We start from the raw sequence: 17,513 nt of genomic DNA, 5'->3' as shown, positions 1-17,513 counted from the left end.
GGACTCCGCGCCCGCCAGCATCCCTGCCGCACCGCGGCCCGCGCTATCCGCGCTGCCAGTCCTGCGGTCGTCGACTCACCACTGCGGCGGCGACGGCCACCGCCACGGCGATCACGGCGCTGAGGAGGAGACCGGTGCTCGGATCGGTGTGCGACACGAGCAGCGCGCCGATCAGGGCGCCCACCAGCATGGCGGCGATGGCGATGATGCGGCGTACGACGACCGCGATATTGCGCTGCCGCAGGTCCGCAGCGATGCCGGTGAGCGTCATGGTGAGCACGGTGGTGGTGAAGTCGGGGACTGCGAGGCGGCGCACTGCGGCGTTGCGCAGCCCGAGCGCGACCGCGGCAAGGGCGACGGCCACGTCGACGCCGGCGGCGGTGTAGGGCCGGCCGTCGATCAGCAGCACCAGCGCGGCTGCGAGCAGGAGAGCGGCCTCCGCGGCAACGGCGTTGCGCAACAGGACTCCTCGGTGCCCGCCGTACCGCGTGACCACAGTGCCACCCAGACCCGCGCCGACGAGGAACCCGACGAGTGCCACCAAGGAGGCGACCAGGGAGAACCCCGGTGCGCCGGCGAGGGCGAAGCCGATGAAGACGACATTGCCGGTCATGTTGGCGACGAATACCCGGCCGAGGCTCAGGATGCTGACCGCGTCGACCACCCCGGTGCTCGCGGTGAGGAGCAGCAGCAGGACCGGCAGCGGCCCGTGGTCGGGGTGCGCCACGTACTGGCGGTACCAGGGATCCGCGGGCGTCGGCGGACTGGGCTCGGGGGGCTCCGAAGGCACATCGCATCGTTCCACGGCTGCGCAGGTGGCGGAACGGGCAGACCACAGCGGCGTGTCAGCAAGCTGGGCTACGTTCCAGCCACAGCCGGTACGTCGTTAGAGAGTGCGGGCCGTGGGTACTCCGTCATGAACCTCCCTCTGACAGTGCAGGAGTAGGACGTATGGGCAAACTCACCGGGCTCGGCATCGGCGCCGGGGCCGTCGCGGCACTTGCGGCGCGCGACCTCATCCAGAAGAAGCACTCGGTGCTGCGCAATTACCCGGTGGTGGGTCACATGCGCTATCTCCTGGAGGAGATCCGCCCGGAGATCCAGCAGTACTTCATCGAGAAGAACTGGGACGGCAGGCCGTTCGACCGCGACACCCGCACGATGGTCTACGAGCGCGCGAAGGGCACGGCCGCCGAGCTCTCCTTCGGCACCGAGCGCGACGTCTACCAACCCGGGTACGAGTACCTGGTGCACAGCACCACTCCGCTGGAGGCACCCGACAACCCGCCGCGGGTGATGGTGGGCGGTCCGGACTGTCGCAAGCCGTACAGCATGGCGCTGGTCAACGTGTCGTCGATGAGCTTCGGTGCGATCTCGGCCAATGCGATCCGGGCGCTGAACAAGGGCGCCGAGATGGGCGGTTTCGCCCATGACACCGGCGAGGGCGGCCTGTCCAAGTACCACGAGGAGCACAACGGCGACCTGGTCTGGGAGATCGGGTCAGGCTACTTCGGCACCCGCACCAAGGACGGGCACTTCGACGAGAGCCAGTTCGCCGACAAGGCGAACCGCGATCAGGTCAAGTGCGTCTCGATCAAGCTGAGCCAGGGCGCCAAGCCCGGCATCGGCGGGGTGCTTCCCGCAGCGAAGGTGACCAAGGAGATCGCCGAGGTACGCGGCGTACCCCAGGGCCAGAAGTGTGTGAGTCCCGCCGCCCACACAGCGTTCCACTCCCCCGTGGAGCTCATCGAGTTCGTGGCGCGACTGCGCGAGGTCACGGGCGGCAAGCCGACCGGCTTCAAGCTGTGCGTCGGTTCGCGCCGCGACGTGCTCGCGATCTGCAAGGCGATCCTGCAGGTCGGCACCGCGCCGGACTTCATCATCGTGGACGGCAGCGAGGGCGGCACGGCAGCGGCGCCCCTGGAGTACGAGGACCACGTGGGCATGCCGCTCACCGACGGGCTGATGATCATGCACAACGCCCTGGTCGGCATCGGTATGCGCGACAAGATCCGGATCGGCGCCAGCGGCAAGGTCGTCGGTGGCAGCGACGTCGTCAAGCGGCTCATCCAGGGCGCTGACTACACGAATTCCGCGCGCGCCATGATGATGGCAGTCGGCTGCATCCAGTCCCAGAAGTGCCACACGGACAAATGCCCGGTCGGCGTCGCCACCCAGAGCGAGGCGCGGGCGCGGGCGCTCGACGTCGGCGACAAGAGCATGCGCGTCAAGCGCTACCAGGAGGCCACGGTGAAGCAGGCGGCGTCCATGATGGCCACGCTCGGCGCCACCCGTCCCGAGGAGCTCAGCCCGCACATGCTGCGCCGCAACATCGACGCGACCCAGACGCAGTCGTACTACGAGATGTACGAATGGCTTTCGCCCGGCCAGCTGCTCGCGGGAGCGCCGCAGACCTGGATCGACGACTGGGACACCGCGAGCCCAGACCGGTTCGTCCCCCAACGCTCCCACCAACGCTAGGAGACCGACAGTGAACGTCGCCGAGAACCTCGTCACCGCCCTGGCAGACCACGGCGTCACGACCGTCTGGGGGGTCGTCGGAGACGCGCTCAACCCCGTCACCGACGCGATCCGCCGCGAGGACCGCATCGAGTGGATCGGGGTGCGCCACGAGGAGGCCGCGGCGTTCGCGGCCGGCGCTCAGGCCCAGCTGACCGGCACCATCGGGGTCTGCATGGGCACCGTCGGGCCGGGCTCGATCCACCTTCTGAACGGGCTCTACGACGCCAAGAAGTCGCACGTGCCCGTCCTCGCGGTCTGCGGACAGGTGCCCACCGAGGAGATGGGCAGTGAGTTCTTCCAGGAGGTCAACAACGACGTCCTCTTCAGCGACGTGTCGGTCTTCACGCACACCGTCACCTCCGCCGCGCAGATGCCGCAGATCCTGGAGCAGGCGGTCAACACCGCGTACGCGCAACAGGGCGTCGCCGTGCTGACGCTCCCCGGTGACATCGGCGATCTGAAGCTGCCGGACGACGCGGCGCCACGCTTCGCGCCGCGGCCCGCCGAGGCAGCCGCACCGGTGAGCCAGATCCAGGAGGCGGCGGCGGTGCTGGCCGACGCCGACGCGGTCACGCTGCTGGTCGGACGCGGCGCCCGCGAGTCGCGCCGCCGAGTGCTCGACCTCGCCGAACGCCTGCAGGCGCCGATGGTGTTGACGCTCAAGGCCAAAGAGGGTCTGGAGCACGACAACCCCCATGCCGTCGGACAGTCCGGCCTCATCGGCAACCCGGCGGCCGCGAAGGCGCTGGACGACTGCGACGTGCTCTTCCTGGTCGGCACCGACTTCCCCTACCGGGAGTGGTTGCCGAAGGGCAAGACGGTCATCCAGCTCGACGCGCGGGCCGAGCACATCGGGCGACGGATCAACGTCGAGCACGCACTGGTCGGCCACGTCGGGCCCACGCTCGACGCGTTGCTCCCCCAGCTGCCGGAGAAGCGACCGTCCGGTCGCCACCTCGACAAGGCGACGAAGGCTTACGCCACCTGGCACGAGGCCCAGCAGCGCCTCACCGACCCCGATCACGACAAGAAGCTGCTCGGCCGGCTGCGCAGCCTGGGCGACAATCCCGACAAGCTGATCCGCCCGGAGATCGTGGCGAAGGCGCTGAACGATCATGCCGACCCCGACGCGATCTTCACCAGCGACACCGGCATGTCGACCGTCTGGCTCTCCCGCTTCATCGAGTTCTCCGGCACCCGCCGGCTGCTCGGCTCCTACAACCTGGGCTCGATGGCCAACGCGATGCCGCAGGCACTCGGTGCCCAGGCCCTCGACCGGTCGCGCCAGGTCATCGCCTGCTGCGGTGACGGCGGCCTGATGATGCTGCTCGGCGACCTGCGTACGGCGGTCACCTACGACCTGCCGGCGACGTTCGTCGTCTTCGACAACGGGCGCCTCGGCATGGTGAAGCTCGAGCAGGAGCAGGGCGGCCTGCCCGAGTTCGGCACCGAGCTGGACAACCCGGACATCGCAGCCGTCGCAGCGGCGATGGGACTGGACGCCGTACGCGTCACCGACCCCGACGAGGTCGCCCCGGCGATCCAGCGGGCGCTGGCGAGCGGCCGGCCCGCGCTGCTGGACATCGTGACCAACCCCGACGAGGTGTCGATCCCGCCGAAGCCGAAGGTCGCGCAGGCCTGGGGGTTCGCGATCGCCAAGTCGAAGGAGACCATCGAGAGCGCCTGACCTCGTTGCGCGCGGCCGGGTTCCTGCGACGGGGGCCCGGCCGCGTCGTTGCGACTACTCGGCCAGCCAACCGCTGCATGATCCTGACGGCGTTCACGTTCGTTGACGGCGTTCAAACACCGTCAACCGACGCGAACGCCGTCATGGTGGGCGGAGAAGGGACAGTACGGCGAATCAGGCGTTGAGGGCCAGGCCGAGTTCGCTGGGGCTCGCGAGCCCCTCATGGCGCGGCAGCACCCGCACGGTGTAGCCGAAGGACCCGGTGCGCTGGATCGTCACGTCACCGGCGAACACCTGCCGGCCCGAGCCGTCGGGCCCGTCCTCGGTCTCCACGAACGACAGCGGCACCGTCGTGACGTCGCTCAGCTCATCGGACTCCGACACCCGCCCGTGCACGACCTGCACGTCGACCTCCTCCGGCCGCAACCCGCCGAGGGCCACGTAGGCGCGCACGTGCACCTGGTCGCCCACCTGTGGGCTGTCGGACACCCCGTCGGCGTCGACGTGGTCCACCCGGGCGTGCGGGAAGGCGGCCGCCGCTTCCTGCTTGTACGCCGCGAGCTCGCGTGCCTGCGCGAAGCCGTCCTGAGCGCGGCGCCGGGCGGCCTGCGCAGCGGGCGCGTAGAGCTGCTGGGTGTAGTCCTTGACCATCCGGGTCGCCTGCACCTTCGGCCCGAGCGTGGTGAAGGTGTGCGACACCATCGAGAGCCACCGCTGCGGCAGACCGTCGTCGTCGCGGTCGTAGAACGTCGCAGCGACGTTGTTCTCGATGAGGTCGTAGAGCGCGTTGGCCTCGAGGTCGTCGCGGCGGTCGGCGTCCTGCACCCCGTCGGCGGTGGGGATGGCCCAGCCGTTGTGCCCGTCGTACCACTCGTCCCACCACCCGTCGAGGATCGAGAGGTTGAGCCCGCCGTTGAGCGCGGCCTTCATGCCCGAGGTACCGCACGCCTCGAAGGGGCGCAGCGGGTTGTTCAGCCACACGTCGCAGCCGGGGTAGAGCTTCTGGGCCATCTCGATGTCGTAGCCCGGCAGGAAGATGATGCGGTGGCGGATCTCCGGGTCGTCGGCGAACTGCACCATCTGCTGGATCAGCTTCTTGCCGGTCTCGTCCGCCGGGTGGCTCTTGCCCGCGATGACCAGCTGGATGGGGCGCTGCGGGTCCAGCAGCATCCTGCGCAGCCGCGCGGGGTGGCGCAGCATGAGGGTGAGGCGCTTGTAGGTCGGCACCCGTCGCGCGAAGCCGATGGTGAGTACGTCGGGGCTGAGGATCTCATCGGTCCAGCCCAGCTCCGCCGACGAGGCGCCGCGTAGCAGCCACGACTCGCGCACCCTGCGGCGCGCGTCCTGCACCAGCTGCTCGCGCAGCTCGCGCTTGACGCGCCAGAACTCCTCGACCGGCACCTGCCCGAGCGCCTCCCAGGCCTGCTCGCCGCGGATCAGCTCGGGCCCGACGAAGCGCTGCCCCAGCTCCACGACCTTCGGGTCGACCCATGTCGGCGCGTGGACACCGTTGGTGATGCTGGCGATCGGCACCTCGGAGTCGTCGAAGCCGGGCCACAACCCGTCGAACATCCCGCGGCTGACGGCGCCGTGCAGCTGGGAGACGCCGTTGGCGCGCTGCGCGAGCCGCAGACCCATCACGGCCATGTTGAAGACGGCGGGGTCGCCGCCTTCGTACGTCTCGGATCCGAGCGGGAGCACCTTGGCGACGGGTACGCCGGGCAGGGTGCTGAGGTGCCGCTCGATCTGGTCTCTGCCGAAGCGGTCGATGCCGGCCGGGACGGGAGTGTGCGTGGTGAAGACCGTGCCGGCCCGTACCGCCTCGACGGCGTCGTCGAACGCCAGGCCCTCGCCGGTCACCAGCTCGCTGATGCGCTCCAGGCCGAGGAAGCCCGCGTGTCCCTCGTTGCAGTGGTAGACCTCCGGCAGCGGGGTGCCGGTGAGCCGCGACCAGATGCGGGTGGCGCGCACGCCGCCGATGCCGAGCAGCATCTCCTGCTGCAACCGCTGCTCGCCGCCGCCGCCGTAGAGGCGGCTGGTGAGCTCACGTCCGGCGTCGTCGTTGCCGTCGACGTCGGAGTCGAGCAGCAGCAGGGGCACGCGTCCGACCTGCGCCCGCCAGATCCGGGCGTGCAGGGTGCGGTCGTCCGGAAGATCGAGGGTGACCCGGGCGGGGGTGCCGTCGTCCTCGCGCACCAGGGACAGCGGTAGATCGTCCGCATCGTGGACGGGGTAGGTCTCTTGCTGCCAGCCGTCGGCGGACAGCGACTGGGAGAAGTAACCGGTCTTGTAGAACAGGCCGAGCCCGACGATCGGCACGCCCAGGTCGGAGGCGGACTTCAGGTGGTCGCCGGCCAGGATGCCGAGACCGCCGGAGTACTGCGGCAGCACGTGGGTGATGCCGAACTCGGCGCTGAAGTAGGCGATGGCCCGCGGCGCCTCCTGGTCGGCGGCGAAGTCGTCGTACCAGGAGGGAGCGGTCAGATAGCGCTCCAGGCTGCGCGCGGCCGCGTGGACCCGCTCGACCAGCACAGTGTCGGCGGCGAGCTGGGAGAGCTCGTCGGCGGAGAACGAGGCCAGCAGCGCGACGGGGTCGTGCCGCACGCTCTCCCACCGCTGCGGATCGATGTCCCGGAAGAGGTTCCTGGTGCGGCTGTGCCACGACCATCGCAGGTTGCTGGCGATGTCGCCCAGCGGAGCCAGCGGCTCGGGCAGCACGGTGCGGACGTGGAAACGTCGGATGGCCTTCACGAGGAAGATGGTAGAGCCGCGCGGATCACCCGCCGTGGGGCGTCCGACTGGCAAACCTTGTAGCGTCCTTCGCGTGACTGATTCGCCTGCCATCAGCCGTCGGCTTCCGACCGCGACCAGCGCACACTCCCCTACTCCGCCGTCTCCCGGTGCCGAGCGCGTCATCGGCCGGATCCCCGTGCAGGACGTCTCCCCGATCGTCGACGGGGGCACCCTGCCGACGAAGTCGGTGGTGGACGAGGAGTTCGTCGTCTCCGCCACCGTCTTCCGCGAGGGTCACGACGCGGTGAACGCGACGGTGGTGACGACCGACCCGCAGGGGCGGGTCACCCACCTGCCGATGACCTGCATCAACCCTGGTCTCGATCTGTGGACGGCCACGGTCAGCGCGGACCGGGAGGGCCGCTGGAGCTACCGGGTCGAGGGCTGGTCGGACCCCTACGCCACCTGGGCGCACGACGCGATCATCAAGGTCGCGGCCGGCGTCGATGTCGACCTGATGCTGGACGAGGGCGTGCTGATGCTGCAGCGCGCGCTCGAGAAGGGTTCCTACGACACAGAATCCGCCGCCGTGCTCACTGCGGCTGTGGACGGCTTGCAGGACACCACGGCGGACGCCGGCGTGCGGCTGTCGGCGGGCACCGGCGCCGACGTACGCCGGGTGCTCGCCGCTCAGCCGCTGCGCGAGAGCGTGAGCCCCGGCACGACCTACCCCTGGCTGGTCGAGCGCGAACTGGCGCTGACCGGCGCGTGGTACGAGATCTTCCCCCGCTCCGAGGGGTGCCACCAGGACGAGGACGGCGACTGGGTCAGCGGCACCTTCGCCACCGCCGCCGAACGGCTGCCCGCGATCGCGGCCATGGGCTTCGACGTCGTCTACCTGACGCCGGTGCACCCCATCGGCAGCACGAACCGCAAGGGCCCCAACAACAGCCTGCACGCCGGTCCGAAGGACCCCGGGTCGCCGTACGCGATCGGTGCCGCCGACGGCGGCCACGACGCGCTGCACGCCGACCTCGGCGACTGGGACGACTTCGACGGATTCGTCACCGCCGCGAAGCGATCCGGCCTGGAGGTGGCGCTCGACCTGGCCCTGCAGTGCTCGCCGGACCACCCGTGGGTCACCGAGCACCCGGACTTCTTCACCACGCGCGCCGACGGCAGCATCGCCTACGCGGAGAACCCGCCGAAGAAGTACCAGGACATCTACCCGCTCAACTTCGACAACGACCCCGACGCCATCTACGCCGAGGTGCGCCGCGTGGTGCAGGTGTGGATCGACCACGGCGTCAAGATCTTCCGGGTCGACAACCCGCACACCAAGCCGGTGGAGTTCTGGCAGTGGATCATCGCCGACGTCGCGCGTGAGCACCCCGAGGTGATCTGGCTGGCCGAGGCGTTCACCCGGCCGGCGATGATGCACACACTGGGAAAGATCGGCTTCCAGCAGAGCTACACCTACTACGCGTGGCGCAACGACCCGGCCGAGCTGCGGGAGTACGTCGAGTCCCTGGCGACCGAGTCCGCGGCGTACATGCGTCCCTCGTTCTGGCCCACGACGCACGACATCCTCACGCCGTACATGCAGTACGGCGGGCCGAACGCGTGGAAGCTGCGCGCCGCGCTGGCCGCGACGCTGTCGCCGACGTACGGCATCTACGCCGGCTACGAGCTGGTGGAGAACGTCGCACGCCCCGGCGCCGAGGAGCAGCTGGACAACGAGAAGTACCAGTACAAGGACCGGCACTGGGCCGATTTCGAGCCCGGGGGTCCACGCGAGGGCCAGTCGCTCGCGCCGTACCTGACGCGGCTCAACGAGATCCGCCGCGAGCATCCGGCGTTCGGGTGGCTGCGCAACATCACCTTCCACGCCGTGGACGACCCGCAGCTGCTGGTCTTCTCCAAGCGTCGCGGCGACGACGTCATGATCGTCGTGGCCGACTGTGACCCGCACGCCACCCGCGAGTCGACCGTTCACCTGGATATGGAGGCGCTCGGCCTCCCGGCAGGCAGCTGGTTCGCGGCGCACGAATGCTTCACCGGTGCGACCTGGCACTGGGGCGAGCACAACTACGTCCGACTCGGCCCCGAGGGCGAGCCGGTGCACATCATCCACGTGAGGAGCGCCTGACCAGTGAGTCCGCAGCAGTTCAACCTCCATCAGCCGGGGTTGCGCCACGATCCGCACTGGTACCGCAAGGCCGTCTTCTACGAGGTGCTCGTGCGCGCCTTCGGCGACTCCACCGGCAGCGGTTCGGGCGACTTCAGCGGTCTGATCAACCGGCTCGACTACCTGCAGTGGCTGGGGGTCGACTGCCTGTGGCTGCCGCCGTTCTACGCGTCCCCGCTGCGCGACGGCGGTTACGACATCGCCGACTACAAGCAGGTGCTGCCGGAGTTCGGGACGCTGCCGGAGTTCATCGAGTTGGTCTCCCAGGCGCACGCCCGAGGCATCCGGATCGTGACCGACCTGGTGATGAACCACACCAGCGACCAGCACCCGTGGTTCCAGGCCTCCCGCAGCGACCCCGAGGGCCCGTTCGGCGACTACTACACGTGGTCGGACACGGATGAGAAGTACGCCGACGCGCGGATCATCTTCGTCGACACCGAGGTCTCCAACTGGACCTTCGACCCGGTCCGCCGGCAGTTCTTCTGGCACCGCTTCTTCTCCCACCAGCCGGACCTCAACTTCGAGAACCCGGCCGTGAAGGAGGAGATGTTCGACATCGTCCGCTTCTGGATGGATCTCGGCATCGACGGTTTCCGGCTGGACGCCGTGCCCTACCTGTTCATCGAGGAGGGGCACAACGGCGAGAACCACCCCCGGACGCACGAGTACCTGGCCGACCTGCGCGAGATGGTCGACACCGAGTACCCCGGGCGGGTGCTGCTGGCCGAGGCCAACCAGATGCCGCACGAGGTGGTCGACTACTTCGGCACCGAGGAACGCCCCGAGTGCCACATGTGCTTCCACTTCCCCGTCATGCCGCGGCTGTACTACGCGCTGCGTGAGGAGAAGGCCACCTCGATCGTGAAGGTGCTGGAGGAGACGCCCGCGATCCCGCCGGGCACCCAGTGGGGCACCTTCCTGCGCAACCACGACGAGCTGACGCTGGAGATGGTGACGCCGGAGGAGCGCTCGGCGATGTACGGCTGGTACGCCCCGGACACCCGGATGCGCGCCAACATCGGCATCCGCCGCCGGCTCTCCACGCTGTTGGACAACAGTCGCGCCGAGATCGAGCTGATCCACGCGCTGCTGCTGTCGCTGCCCGGATCGCCGTGCCTCTACTACGGCGACGAGATCGGAATGGGCGACAACATCTGGCTCGAGGACCGCGACGCCGTCCGCACGCCGATGCAGTGGTCGCCGGACCGCAACGCCGGCTTCGGCACGTCCGACCCCGGCAAGCTCTACCTGCCGGTCATCTCCAGCCTCGTCTACCACTACAACAACGTGAACGTGGAGACCGCGATGGGCAGCTCGTCCTCGCTGCTGCACTGGGTTCGCGAGATGCTGGCGATCCGGTCGCGCTACCCGGTCTTCGGGCTCGGCGACTTCACCATCTGCGAGTCGGACAACGACGCGGTGCTCACCTTCACCCGCTGCGTGAGCGACGAGGACGCGCAGGAGAACGAGCTGGAGGTGCGCAACGTGCTCTGCGTCAGCAACCTGTCCAGTCGTCCGCAGGCAGTCACCGTCAAGGCCGGCGAGCGGTTCGCGGGCGCGCGGATGCGCGACCTGTTCGGCGGCAGCTGGTTCCCGCCGCTCGACGAGACCGGCACCACCACGCTGACGCTCGGCTCGCGGGACTTCTTCTGGCTGCGCATCCAGGGCGCCGACGACTGACCCGTTTCGGAGTGAAACGCGCCGCACCCGCTCGTGGTGGCGCACGCCAGTGAGCGGGCGCGGGCGGGTGTACTCGGACGGCCTCGACGCGGTTGCCGGGTCGGCCGGCCCTCCGTTGCAGGAAAGTGGCCGTTCGGCCTGTTTCCCACCTACCGGCGTACGCGCGGCACAGGTAAGTGACCGCACCGCCGACAACCCGCGAGGGCGCACCGAGCAGCGACCACCGTCTGCAGCGTCCCCGTCCAAGCCGCCTGAGAACCCACATCGAGCAGCGGCACCCGGGGCTGCGGACCGCGCGACCCGAGCAAGCGGGGTCGTCCGCAGTCCCAGCATTCCGTCACCGACTCGCGTGCGCCGGGCACCGGTGAAATAGTCGCGAGTATGGCCATCGTGTACGAAACGACACTGCAGCCCTCCAAACTCGACCTGATCGCCGGATGGATCGGCGGGCAGCGCTGGTACACCGGCAAGGCACACACCCCGAAGCTCGAGCGCCTCGGCTTCTACCGCTTCGACGACCCCGAGGGCGAGGTCGGCATCGAGGTGATGGTGCTCGCCGACACGGGCGGCGCGGGCGAGCCTGTCGTCTACCAGGTCCCGGTGACCTGGCACGCCGAGCCGGTCGCCGAGCTGGAGCACGCGCTCATCGGCGTCACCGAGCACGGCACCCTCGGCACGCGCTACGGGTACGACGGGTGTCACGACCCGGTGTGCGCGGCCGCGCTGCTGGAGTGCATCGTCACCGGTGGCGCCCAGGCGTCGCTGGAGATCCACGCGAGCGACGGCGCCGTGCGGCACGAGCAGGGGTCGATCCGCGTGCAGGGCAGCGGCAGCCGCGAAGTCGCCATGCCGCAAATCGTCCGCAGCCGGGTGCTGACCGGTGAACAGTCGAACACCTCCGTGATCTACGAGGTGACCGACGCCGACGGTGCGTCGAAGTCGTTCATCCTCAAGGTGTTCCGGGTGTTGCACGACGGCGAGAACCCCGATGTCGTCCTGCAGTCGGCGCTGTCGCGGGCGGACAGCTCGCAGGTGCCCACGATGCTGGGCGCGATCCAGGCCACCTGGCCCGGCGTCGACGGCCGGCAGGAGCAGGGTCACGTCGCGTTCGCCCAGGAGTTCCTACCGGGCGTGCAGGACGCCTGGCGCGAGGCGACCGCCGCGGCCGTGGCCGACGCCGACTTCACCCGTCAAGCGCGGGAGCTCGGCGCCGCGACGGCCTCCGTGCACACCGCGCTCGCCACGGCGTTCGGCGTCACCGACCCGAGCGTCGCCGATGTCGCCCGCGTCACCGACGGCATGCGGGACAGGTTCTCCCAGGCCTGCGATCGGGCGTCGGAGCTCGGCGCCCACATCGACCGCTTCCGCGACCTGATCGCCGCGGCCAGGGAGGCGAGATGGCCCGCGCTGCAACGCATCCACGGCGACTACCACCTCGGTCAGGTGTTGGACGTCCACGATCGCGGCTGGGTGCTGCTGGACTTCGAGGGCGAGCCGCTGCGCCCGCTGGCCGAGCGCAACGAGCCGGACTCTCCGCTGCGGGACGTCGCCGGGATGCTGCGGTCCTTCGACTACGCCGCCGGGTCCGCCGAGCGTGAGACCAGCGAGGACCGCCGCGCCTGGGCGCAGGCCACGCGGGACGCGTTCGTGCAGGGGTACGTCGCCGCAGGCGGACTGGACCTCGCGGCGTACGGCCCGATCCTCGACGCGTTCGAGATCGACAAGGCCAGCTACGAGGTCGAGTACGAGGCACGCAACCGGCCGTCCTGGCTGGCCATCCCGACCACCGCGATCCTTCGGCTCCTCGCCGACGAAAGGCAGGCCGCCGTGCCCAGCACCGCCGCGATCCTCCCGCCCCCGTCCGTGGACGTCCACGAGGCCGACGCCCTGCTGATGGGCGTGCACGGCGACCCGCACAGCGTCCTCGGCGGTCAGACCGACGCCCGCGGCCCGTTCGTCCGGGCGCTGCGTCCCTTCGCGGAGACGGTGCAGGTGCTGCTCGAGGATGGCACCCGCGTGCCGTTGACCCATGAGTACGAAGGCATCTGGACCGGTCGCCTGCCCGTCGCGCAGCTGCCGGACTACCGGCTAATCACGACGTACGAGGACGGCTACGAGCACGTCCAGGACGATCCCTACCGCTTCCTGCCAACGCTCGGGGACATCGACCTCTTCCTCATCGGCGAGGGCCGCCACGAGCAGTTGTGGACCGTGCTCGGCGCCCACATCCGCTCCTACGACGGCCCGCTCGGCCAGGTGACCGGCACGTCGTTCGCCGTCTGGGCACCGAACGCCAAGGGCGTGCGCGTCATCGGCGACTTCAACTTCTGGAACGGCGAGGCGCACGGCATGCGCCAGCTCGGCAACTCCGGGGTGTGGGAGCTGTTCGTGCCGGGTGTCGGCGCGGGCACGAGTTACAAGTTCAAGGTCTGCTGCGCCGACCGGGTGTGGCGTGACCGCGCCGACCCGATGGCGCGCGCCGCGGAGACGGCCCCGGCGACCGCGTCCGTGGTGACGCAGACGGCGTACGAATGGGGCGACGAGCAGTGGCTGGCCGGCCGCGGCTCGGTCGACCCGCACACCCGGCCGATGAGCGTCTACGAGGTGCACCTGGGCTCCTGGCGGCAGGGGCTCAGCTACGCCGAGATGGCCGAGGACCTGGTCAACTACGTGCGCGACCTGGGCTTCACGCACGTGGAGTTCATGCCGGTCATGGAGCACCCCTACCCGCCGAGCTGGGGCTATCACGTGACGGGCTACTACGCCCCGAACTCACGGATGGGCACCCCCGACGACTTCCGCCACCTGGTCGACAAGCTGCACCAGGCCGGCATCGGCGTCATCCTCGACTGGGTGCCCGGGCACTTCGCGACCGACGAGTGGGCGCTGGCGAAGTTCGACGGCACGGCGCTCTATGAGCACCCCGACCCGCGCAAGGGCTGGCACAAGGAATGGGGCTCCTACGTCTTCGATTTCGGCCGCCCGCACGTGCGCAACTTCCTCTTCGCCAACGCGCTCTACTGGCTCGAGGAGTTCCACGCCGACGGCCTGCGGGTAGACGGCGTCGCCTCGATGCTCTACTTGGACTACTCGCGCGACGAGGGCGAGTGGATCCCGAACATCTACGGCGGCCGGGAGAACCTCGACGCGGTCAAGCTGCTGCAGGAGACCAACGCCACGGCGTACCGACGCAACCCCGGCACCGTGATGATCGCCGAGGAGTCGACGTCCTGGCCGGGTGTCACCCAGCCCACCAGCGCCGACGGGCTCGGCTTCGGCTTCAAATGGAACATGGGCTGGATGCACGACTCGCTGGACTACATGTCCAACCCGCCCATCTACCGCAAGTACCACCACGGCGAGATGACCTTCGCGCTCGTCTACGCGTGGAGCGAGCAGTTCGTACTGCCCATCAGCCACGATGAGGTCGTGCACGGCAAGGGCTCGCTGCTGCGGAAGATGCCCGGCGACCGCTGGGAGCAGCTGGCCAACCTGCGCGCGTACGTCGCGAACATGTGGTCCCACCCGGGCAAGCAGCTGCTCTTCATGGGCCAGGAGTTCGCGCAGGAGGCCGAGTGGGCCGACGGCCGCAGCCTGGACTGGTGGCTGCTCGACCAGCCCGCGCACTGGGGTGTGCACGCCATGGTCAAGGACCTCAACCGGTTGTACGCCGCGCACCCCGCGCTGTGGGAGCTGGACAACGAGCCACGCGGCTTCGGCTGGATCGACGCCGATGACGGTGACCGGAACACGTTCTCCTACCTGCGGTTCGGCAAGTCCATCGACGACGTCGTGGCGGTCGTGGCGAACTTCAGCGGCGCCGAGCACACCGGCGTACGCATCGGCCTGCCGCACGAGGGCACCTGGGCCGAGGTGCTCAACACCGACGCCGCGGGGTACGGCGGCGGCGGCCGCGGCAATCTCGGCAGCGTGACCGCCGAGCCGGTCCCGATGCACGGCCAGCCCTTCTCGGCCGTCATGACGCTGCCACCCCTGGCGGCTTTGTGGTTCGTGCCGGAGCATGACCTCACGTCCGATTCCGCACCTGCACCGACGCAGCAAGGAGCATGAGATGGCACCGTCCCGCGCAGGGCAGCCGGCACAGCCCTCGGACCTGGTGGACGTCGCCCACCTGGTCACCGCCTACTACGCGGATGTGCCCGACCCGGACAACCTCGACCAGCAGGTCGTCTTCGGCACGTCGGGTCACCGCGGCTCCTCACTGAACTCCGCGTTCAACGAAGCGCACATCCTCGCCACGACGCAGGCCATCGTGGACTACCGCCGCGACCAGGGGTACGACGGGCCGCTCTTCATCGGCCGGGACACCCACGGGCTGTCCGAGCCGGCGTGGGTCACCGCGCTCGAGGTGCTCGCCGCGAACGACGTGACGGTCCTGGTCGACAGCAAGGACTCGGTGACACCCACCCCTGCGGTGTCACACGCCATCCTGCGCGCCAACGGCGGGCGCACGACCGGCAGCGGACTGGCCGACGGCATCGTCGTCACGCCGTCGCACAACCCGCCGAGCGACGGAGGTTTCAAATACAACCCGCCGCACGGTGGACCCGCCGACAGCGACGCCACCAAGGTGATCGCGGCGGCCGCGAACGCCTACCTCAAGGCGGAGCTGGACGAAGTACGGCGGGTGCCGTTCGCCAAGGCGCGGGCCGCGGCGTCGGCGTACGACTTCCTCGGCACCTATGTCGACGACCTGCCGAACGTGGTGGACCTGAAGGCGATCAAGGACGCCGGCGTGCGGATCGGAGCGGACCCGCTCGGCGGGGCGTCGGTCTACTACTGGGGCGAGATCGGCGAGCGGCACGGCCTGGATCTCACCGTCGTCAACCCGCTGGTGGACCCGACGTGGCGCTTCATGACGCTGGACTGGGACGAGAAGATCCGGATGGACTGCTCCTCCCCCTCGGCGATGGCCTCGCTGATCGCCCAGAAGGACAAGTACGACATCGCGACCGGCAACGACGCCGACTCCGACCGGCACGGCATCGTCACGCCCGACGCGGGCCTGATGAACCCCAACCACTACCTCGCGGTCGCGATCCAGTATCTCTACGGCGGCGCCCGTCCGAAGTGGTCCAGCGACCGCGTCGGTAAGACGCTGGTGTCGTCCTCGATGATCGACCGGGTCGTGGAGTCCATCGGCGCCACCCTGTGGGAGGTACCGGTCGGGTTCAAGTGGTTCGTGCCCGGACTGCTCGACGGGAGTGTCGGTTTCGGCGGCGAGGAGTCTGCGGGCGCGTCGTTCCTGCGCTTCGACGGCACCGCGTGGACCACCGACAAGGACGGGCTCCTGCTGGCGCTCCTGGCCTCGGAGATCCAGGCCACGACCGGGAAATCGCCGAGCATGCACTACGCCGAGCTGTCCGAGAAGTTCGGTGCACCGGCGTACGCCCGGGTCGACGCACCGGCGAACCGCGAGCAGAAGGCCAAGCTGGGCGCCCTCAGCGGCTCGGACGTCAGCGCGGACTCGCTCGCGGGAGAGCCCATCACGGCCAAACTGACGGAGGCGCCCGGCAACGACGCGGCGATCGGCGGGCTGAAGGTGACGACGCAGGGCGCCTGGTTCGCCGCGCGACCGTCCGGCACCGAGGACGTCTACAAGATCTACGCCGAGTCCTTCAAGGGTGCCGATCACCTCAAGCAGGTGCAGGACGAGGCGCGGGAGATCGTCGGGGCAGCCCTCGGCGCCTGAGTGGCATACCTATCCATCGAGTGCACCCCGTAGAGGTATGCCAATCGACGCATAGGCATGCCACTCGACGGGGTCAGCCGATCTCGTGTGTGCGGTACTCCCGCATCGCCCGCAGCAGGACGCAGGCCCAGGTGCGGAACGGGCGCCAGGCGAGCGACACCTCGTCGAGCACGGCGTCGTCGCCGTAGCGTTCGGCGATCTCAGCATGCAGGCGGCTCTCGTTGGCGGGCACCGCATCGGGCACGTTGGCCCCGCGCAGCACGACGAGCTCCGCCGCGAACGGGCCGATCCCCTTGATCTGCTGCACCCGTTGCTCTGCCTCCTGCGGGTCCACCGACCTCAGCGTCGCGGTGTCGAGCCGTCCCTCGATCGCGGCGTCCGCCACGGCCCGCAGGAACTCGTTCTTCCTCCCCGGGAGGTCGAGATCGGCGCGCCGCAGCCTCTCCGGGCTGGGAAAGGCGCCCTCGTCGCCGTAGTCCTCGATGATCCCCGCTCGCAACCGGGCGGCCTGGACGATCCGGATCCGCTGGGAGAGCACCGCCCACGCCGCCGCTTCGTACGGCGAATGGAATCCGCAGGGCCGCAACCCGGGAAGCTCGCGTTGGGCGTCGGCGATCACCGCGTCGCGCTTCCCGACCTCGGGCCAACCCTCGGCGTCGACGTCCAGCGACAGGAACCGCGTCACCTGCGCGGCGGCGGCCTCGAGGTCGCCGTCGCCGCGGACCTGCACGACCGCGGACGAGTCACGCTGAGTCACCTCGGCGCTCGCCCAGGACCAGTCGGCCTCGACCCGGAACACCGTCGACAGCGCATCCGAAGCCTGTGCGGCCAACGCCGCCGGGGCGAACCCCTCCCAGAAGCGCCGACTGGTCGCGAGCGACCACGGGCCGCGCACCTCGTACTCCGTGCTCAGAGTCCTCATGGGCTCACCACCTCCTGCCACGTTCCTAGCACCGGCGTGTGACAGCCGCGCCGCCGTCCGAGGC

General features: G+C 69.6%; 9 protein-coding genes. 6 read left to right on the top strand and 3 right to left on the bottom strand.

What is annotated here, in order from left to right:
• Positions 1-43: 43 nt before the first annotated feature.
• Positions 44-790 (bottom strand): YoaK family protein, encoded by a 747-nt coding sequence (locus JOB34_RS12515; RefSeq protein ID WP_208053027.1) that lies wholly within the window; start codon positions 788-790, stop codon positions 44-46.
• A 161-nt stretch (positions 791-951) separates the two neighbouring features.
• Between JOB34_RS12515 and JOB34_RS12510 the strand changes: the two genes are divergently transcribed.
• A complete protein-coding gene (locus JOB34_RS12510) occupies positions 952-2,481 on the top strand; it encodes an FMN-binding glutamate synthase family protein (RefSeq protein WP_179481953.1) in 1,530 nt (509 codons plus the stop codon).
• Positions 2,482-2,491: 10 nt separating this feature from the next.
• Complete coding sequence (locus tag JOB34_RS18165) at positions 2,492-4,210, top strand: thiamine pyrophosphate-dependent enzyme (RefSeq protein WP_208053026.1); 1,719 nt, start codon at positions 2,492-2,494, stop codon at positions 4,208-4,210.
• A 174-nt stretch (positions 4,211-4,384) separates the two neighbouring features.
• On the opposite strand, the gene glgP is transcribed toward JOB34_RS18165, so the two are convergent.
• Positions 4,385-6,961 (bottom strand): alpha-glucan family phosphorylase, encoded by a 2,577-nt coding sequence (glgP, locus tag JOB34_RS12500; RefSeq protein ID WP_208053025.1) that lies wholly within the window; start codon positions 6,959-6,961, stop codon positions 4,385-4,387.
• A gap of 178 nt (positions 6,962-7,139) precedes the next feature.
• On the opposite strand from glgP, the gene JOB34_RS12495 reads away from it, so the two are divergent.
• The 4 genes from JOB34_RS12495 (at position 7,140) to pgm (ending at position 16,527) form a co-directional block, all read left to right on the top strand.
• The gene (locus JOB34_RS12495) at positions 7,140-9,092 is read left to right on the top strand and encodes an alpha-1,4-glucan--maltose-1-phosphate maltosyltransferase (RefSeq protein WP_347813859.1); all 1,953 of its coding nucleotides are present in this window, start codon (positions 7,140-7,142) and stop codon (positions 9,090-9,092) included.
• A 3-nt stretch (positions 9,093-9,095) separates the two neighbouring features.
• On the top strand, positions 9,096-10,814 hold the full coding sequence (treS, locus tag JOB34_RS12490; RefSeq protein ID WP_208053023.1) for a maltose alpha-D-glucosyltransferase: 1,719 nt from the start codon (positions 9,096-9,098) through the stop codon (positions 10,812-10,814).
• Positions 10,815-11,195: 381 nt separating this feature from the next.
• Positions 11,196-14,885 carry a 1,4-alpha-glucan branching protein GlgB gene (gene glgB / locus JOB34_RS12485; protein WP_208053022.1) on the top strand — a complete coding sequence of 1,230 codons (3,690 nt, stop codon included), beginning with the start codon at positions 11,196-11,198 and terminating at the stop codon, positions 14,883-14,885.
• Position 14,886: 1 nt separating this feature from the next.
• The gene (pgm, locus tag JOB34_RS12480) at positions 14,887-16,527 is read left to right on the top strand and encodes a phosphoglucomutase (alpha-D-glucose-1,6-bisphosphate-dependent) (protein WP_208053021.1); all 1,641 of its coding nucleotides are present in this window, start codon (positions 14,887-14,889) and stop codon (positions 16,525-16,527) included.
• Positions 16,528-16,600: 73 nt separating this feature from the next.
• On the opposite strand, the gene JOB34_RS12475 is transcribed toward pgm, so the two are convergent.
• A complete protein-coding gene (locus tag JOB34_RS12475; protein WP_208053020.1) occupies positions 16,601-17,449 on the bottom strand; it encodes a DNA-3-methyladenine glycosylase 2 family protein in 849 nt (282 codons plus the stop codon).
• Between the last annotated feature and the right edge of the window lie 64 nt (positions 17,450-17,513).

Source organism: Allobranchiibius sp. GilTou38, from assembly GCF_017565325.1.
GTDB classification, from domain to species: Bacteria; Actinomycetota; Actinomycetes; order Actinomycetales; family Dermatophilaceae; genus Allobranchiibius; species Allobranchiibius huperziae.
The sequence above is the reverse complement of the archived record's forward strand: the minus strand, read 5'-3'. Positions and strand labels throughout refer to the sequence as shown.